Source organism: Mycobacterium sp., from assembly GCF_025965855.1.
Lineage (GTDB): Bacteria > Actinomycetota > Actinomycetes > Mycobacteriales > Mycobacteriaceae > Mycobacterium.
This window is the reverse complement of sequence record NZ_JAOPWB010000205.1, coordinates 1-4647: the sequence shown is the minus strand read 5'-3', so window position 1 is coordinate 4647 and position 4647 is coordinate 1. Positions and strand designations below refer to the sequence as shown.

Sequence of the window (4647 nt, the reverse complement as noted above, 5' to 3'; positions counted from 1 at the left end):
CGGCGTTTCTCGCGCTGCGAGCGGTGCACGGCGCGCTGATTCAGGTCACCTGGATATACGACCGTGCCGTCGGTGTGGAGGGGTTGCGGCGTTTTCACCGCAATCTTGGGCGCGGGTTGTTGGGGCGTTTGGGTGGCCAACGTGGCGGCCAGGGTGCGGGGGCTGGCGGTGGCGGCCTGGGGACGGCTGTGGGTTAAAGCGGACAGGATCGGGTCGAGCGTGTTGTGGCGTGCCTGGCGGGTCAACGCGCCGGTGTTGAACGGGCTGGCCAGCAGATTGGTCGGCTGACTGGCGAGCGCGGCGTCGAACAGCGCCAGGCCGTGCTCGGCGGTGATGGGGGTCAGGCCGGTGCCGCTCAGGCGGGTCAGGTCGGCCGTGCTGAGGTGGGCGGTCATGCCGGACGGGGTTTGCCAGTAACCCCAGGCCACACTGGTGGCCTGCCGTTGGGTGTGGTGGCGGTGGCGGGCCAGCGCGTCCAGGAATGCGTTGGCGGCCGCGTAGTTGGCCTGCCCGGGGCTGCCCAGTATTCCCGCGGCCGAGGAGAACAAGACGAACGCGGCCAGGTCGCGGTCGGCGGTGAGGCGATGCAGGTGCCAGGCGGCGTCGGCCTTGGCGGCCAAGACCGCGTCGAGTTGTTCACGGCTGAGGTCGGTCAGCAAGGCGTCATCCAGGACGCCGGCGGCGTGGATCACCGCGGTCAACGGGTGCTCGGCGGCGACGGCGTCAAGTGCTACGGCCAACGAGGCGGGGTTACTCGTATCGCACGCGGCGATCGCGACGTGCGCGCCCAGCGCGGCCAAACGTTGTTGCAGTTCGCCGGCCCCGGCAGCATCGGGCCCGCTGCGCGAAACCAGCAGCAGATGCTCGACGCCGTAGCGGGTGGCCAGATGCTCGGCAAAGATCGCACCCAGCATCCCGGTGCCACCGGTGATCAGCACCGTGCCCTCGGGGTCCAACACCGCGGGGGGAATCAGGACGATCTTTCCGGTGTGGCGGGCTTGGCTCATGTCACGGAAGGCTTGGGCGGCGTTCAGCAGGCCGTAGCTCGTGGTGGGCAGCGGCTTGAGGGCACCGGCGGCAAACATCTCGGTCAGGGCAGTCCACGCCGGCCGGAGGGATTCCGCGGGCGCGCTGGACAGGTCGTAGACGTGATAGTCGACTCCGGGATGGGACGCCGCGATGTCGCCGGCCCGGCGGATGTCGGTCTTGCCGATTTCGACGAAGCTGCCCCCGCGCGGCAGCAGTCGCAGCGAAGCGTCGACGAACTCCCCGGCAAGGCTGTTGAGCACGACGTCCATGCCCTGCCCATCGGTGGCGTCGCGGAAGGCATCGACGAAATCCAGCGTGCGCGACGAGGCGATGTGCCCGGCGTCGACCCCCAGATCGTCGAGCACGTGGTGTTTGTTCGGGTGGGCGGTGGCGAAAACCTCAGCACCAAGGTGACGGGCGATCTGGATGGCGGCCTGACCGACACCTCCGGCGCCGGCGTGGACGAGCACCCGCTGCCCGGCCGACAACCCGGCGATCTCGACCAAAGCGATATACGCGGTCAGAAACACGATCGGCGCGGACGCGGCCTGGGTGAACGACCATCCGGCCGGGATGGGTACCACCATGCGCTCATCGGTGATCGCGGTGGGCGCGAACGCGTTGTGCGGGAAAAGGCCCATCACCGCATCACCGGGACGCAGCGACGTCCCGCTCGGGGCGTCGACGATGACCCCGGCGCCCTCGCTACCCAGGCCCTCGTCGGCGATGGCGCCCAACGCCACGACCACGTCACGGAAGTTCAGCCCGGCGGCGCGCACCTGGACGCGGATCTGCCCCGGGGCCAGCGTCGTGGGCGGGTCGGTGGGGAGCAGGGCCAGGTTGGTCAGATCACCTTTGCGGGTGGTGCCCAACTGCCACGCGGGGGCATCCGGTGGGGTCAGCGTCGGGGTGCGGGCCAGGCGGGGGATGTGGGCAACACCGTTGCGCAGGGCCAGCTCCGGCTCGCCGGCCGGTGGTGTCGCGGCGATGGATGGCAGGGTGGCGGCGGTGGCGGAGCTGTCGTCGGTGTCGATCAGAACGATGCGGTCGGGATGCTCGTTTTGGGCGGTGTGTATCAGCGCCCAGGCCGCGGCGTGCGCCAGATCCGGGACACCGTCATGAGCGCTGACGCTGACCGCGTGACGGGTCACGATCATCAGGCGGGCGTTGGCGGTGTCGGGCCGGGCCAACCAGCCCTGAAGCTGGGCCAAAACGTGGCGGGTCAGGGCATGCACTCGCCGCAGCGGATCGGCCTCGGTTCGCGGTAGGGGCCAGATCACCACGTCCGGGCATGGAGTCAAGGTGGCCAGGTCGTGGTGGATCGTGCCGTTGGACAGGCCGGCCGGCAGCTGCTCGGGTGAATCGGTGCACACCGCCCACCCGGGCGGTTGGGCCGCCGGACCGGGGAGATCGGGCAGCGATGGCCAGGTCAGCTCGAACAAGCTGTCGGCGAGCCCGGCGATCGACGTCGGCCGGCCGATCTGTTCGGAGGCGGCGCGCAAAGTCAACGCGCTGATGGTGATCACCGGGGCCCCGGTGGGGTCGGTGGCGTGCAGCTTGAACGTGTCCGCGCCGGTGCGGGTCAGGTGGACCTGCAGCTGGGTGGCCGCGGTGGCATACAGGGTGATCCCGTTGAACGCGTAGGGAAGCCGCGGCAACGCCGAGTCGGCCTCGCCGGCGCGGTCGAACGCGGAGGCCAGCGGGTGCAGGCCGGCGTCCAGGAGGGCCGGGTGAATGCCGTAGCCGGTGACATCGGTGCCGGCGGGCAACGCCACCTCGGCATAGGCGACGTCGGGTCGGGCGGGGTCGGTGCCGATGCCCCGGACCGACCGGAACAGGCCGCCGTAGCGGTAACCCTGCTGGGCCAGCCGGTCGTAGAAGTCGTCCTGGTCGAGCACCTCCGCACCCGGCGCCGGCACGAGCGGGGAGCCGGCGGTGGGCTGACCGGCGCTCAGCGCGCCGCTCGCGTGCAGGGTCCACGCGGCAGGATTGCCACCGGTGCGCGAGTGCACGCTAAACGCGCGCCGGCCCAGCTGATCGAGCGGATGCACGAGGATCTGCAGGTCGGTCGGCGCGTGCTCCGACAGGGTCAGGGCGGCGTGCAGGATCAGCTCGTCGATCACCGGGCAGCCGGCCAACTCACCGGCCCGCAGGATCACCTCGATGAACCCCGTCGCCGGGAACACCACGGTGTCGTTGACTTGATGGCCGACCAGCCACTCCTGGGCGCTGGGTGACAGCCGCCCGCTGACCATGACCTGGTCTTCGTCGGCCAGCGCGGCGACCGCGCCCAACAAGGGATGTTCGGCACGGTCCAGGCCGAGCCCGGCAGCGTCGTCCGTCGGCGTAGGGGCCAACCAGTAGCGGCGGTGATCGAACGGGTAGGTGGGCAACCCGACCGTGCGGGCGTGCGGATACAGGGCCGGCCACGACGGGCTGTGGCCATGATTGTGCAGCTGGGCCAGCGCCATAGCCAGGCTGTCCGGGTCGGGACGGTCCCGGTGCAGCGTGATGATCACCGCCGACTGGGTCCGCCCCGCGGACTGGGCCAAGGTGTCGGTGATCGCTGGCGCCAATACCGGGTGCGGGGACAACTCCACAAACGTGCACTCGCCGGCGGCCAGACGTTCGACCACCCTGTCATGGAACCGGACCGGCTCACGCAGGTTGCGATACCAGTAGTCGGTGTCCATGGTGGTGGTTTCGAGGGGATCGGCTGAAAGCGCTTTCCCCACTGTGGAATACAGCGGGATGCGTGCGGGCGCCGGACTCAGGTCGCTCAGCTCTGCCAGGAGGCGCTCACGCACCGTTTCGACCTGAGCACAGTGCGAGGCGTAATCGACGGCGATGGGCCGGATCTGGATGCCGTCACGCTCGCAGGCCGCGGTGAACTCCTCGAGCGCGGCGGGGTCGCCGCTGACGATGGTGTGTGACGGGCCGTTGATCGCGGAGACGCTCAACGCCTCACCCCACGGTTGCAGGAGGGGATCCAGTTGGTCGGCGGCGAGCAGCACCGACGCCATGGCACCGGCACCGCATAGGGCGCTCAGCGCCTGGCTGCGCCGCGCCACAACCTTGGCGGCCTCGGGCAAGGGAAACACCCCGGCGATATACGCCGCGGCGATCTCTCCTTGGGAGTGGCCGATCACCGCGTCGGGAACAATGCCGTAGTGGCTTAACACCTCGGCAAGCGAAACCATCATCGTGAACAGCACCGGCTGAACGACATCGACTCGGTCCAGCGCCGGGGCCGCCGGGTCCTGACGCAGGACGTCGCGCACCGACCAGCCCGTGAATGGGCGCAACGCCTCGTCGCAGTCGTCGACCATGTCGGCGAAGACGCGGTGGTGTTCGTAAAGCTCTCGACCCATGCCGGGGTATTGGCCGCCTTGGCCGGGTACGACGAACACGGTCTTACCGCGAAGGTGGGCCAGGTAATGGTGGCCGGTGAGCTGCGGGTGGGGTTGGCCGGCGCCAACGGCACGCAGGGCGTTCAGCATGTCGTCGCGCGGATCGGCGCTGCTCGCCGCTCCGGTGATCACCGCCCGATGGGAGTGATGTGTGCGGGTGCGGCCCAGGCTGTAGGCCACATCGCCGAGATCCAGGTCGGGATGGCGG

General features: G+C 69.8%; 2 protein-coding genes. One reads left to right on the top strand and one right to left on the bottom strand.

Annotated features, from left to right (window positions below):
* Window positions 1-4400 (bottom strand): SDR family NAD(P)-dependent oxidoreductase (locus JWP83_RS17705; protein WP_297732421.1); only part of this gene is annotated, 4400 nt, incomplete at its 3' end.
* On the opposite strand from JWP83_RS17705, the gene JWP83_RS17700 reads away from it, so the two are divergent.
* Window positions 4377-4647, top strand: a 271-nt coding sequence (locus JWP83_RS17700) for a hypothetical protein (RefSeq protein WP_297732419.1), incomplete at its 3' end; no start/stop codon positions are given. The two genes, JWP83_RS17705 and JWP83_RS17700, sit on opposite strands and share 24 nt — an antisense overlap.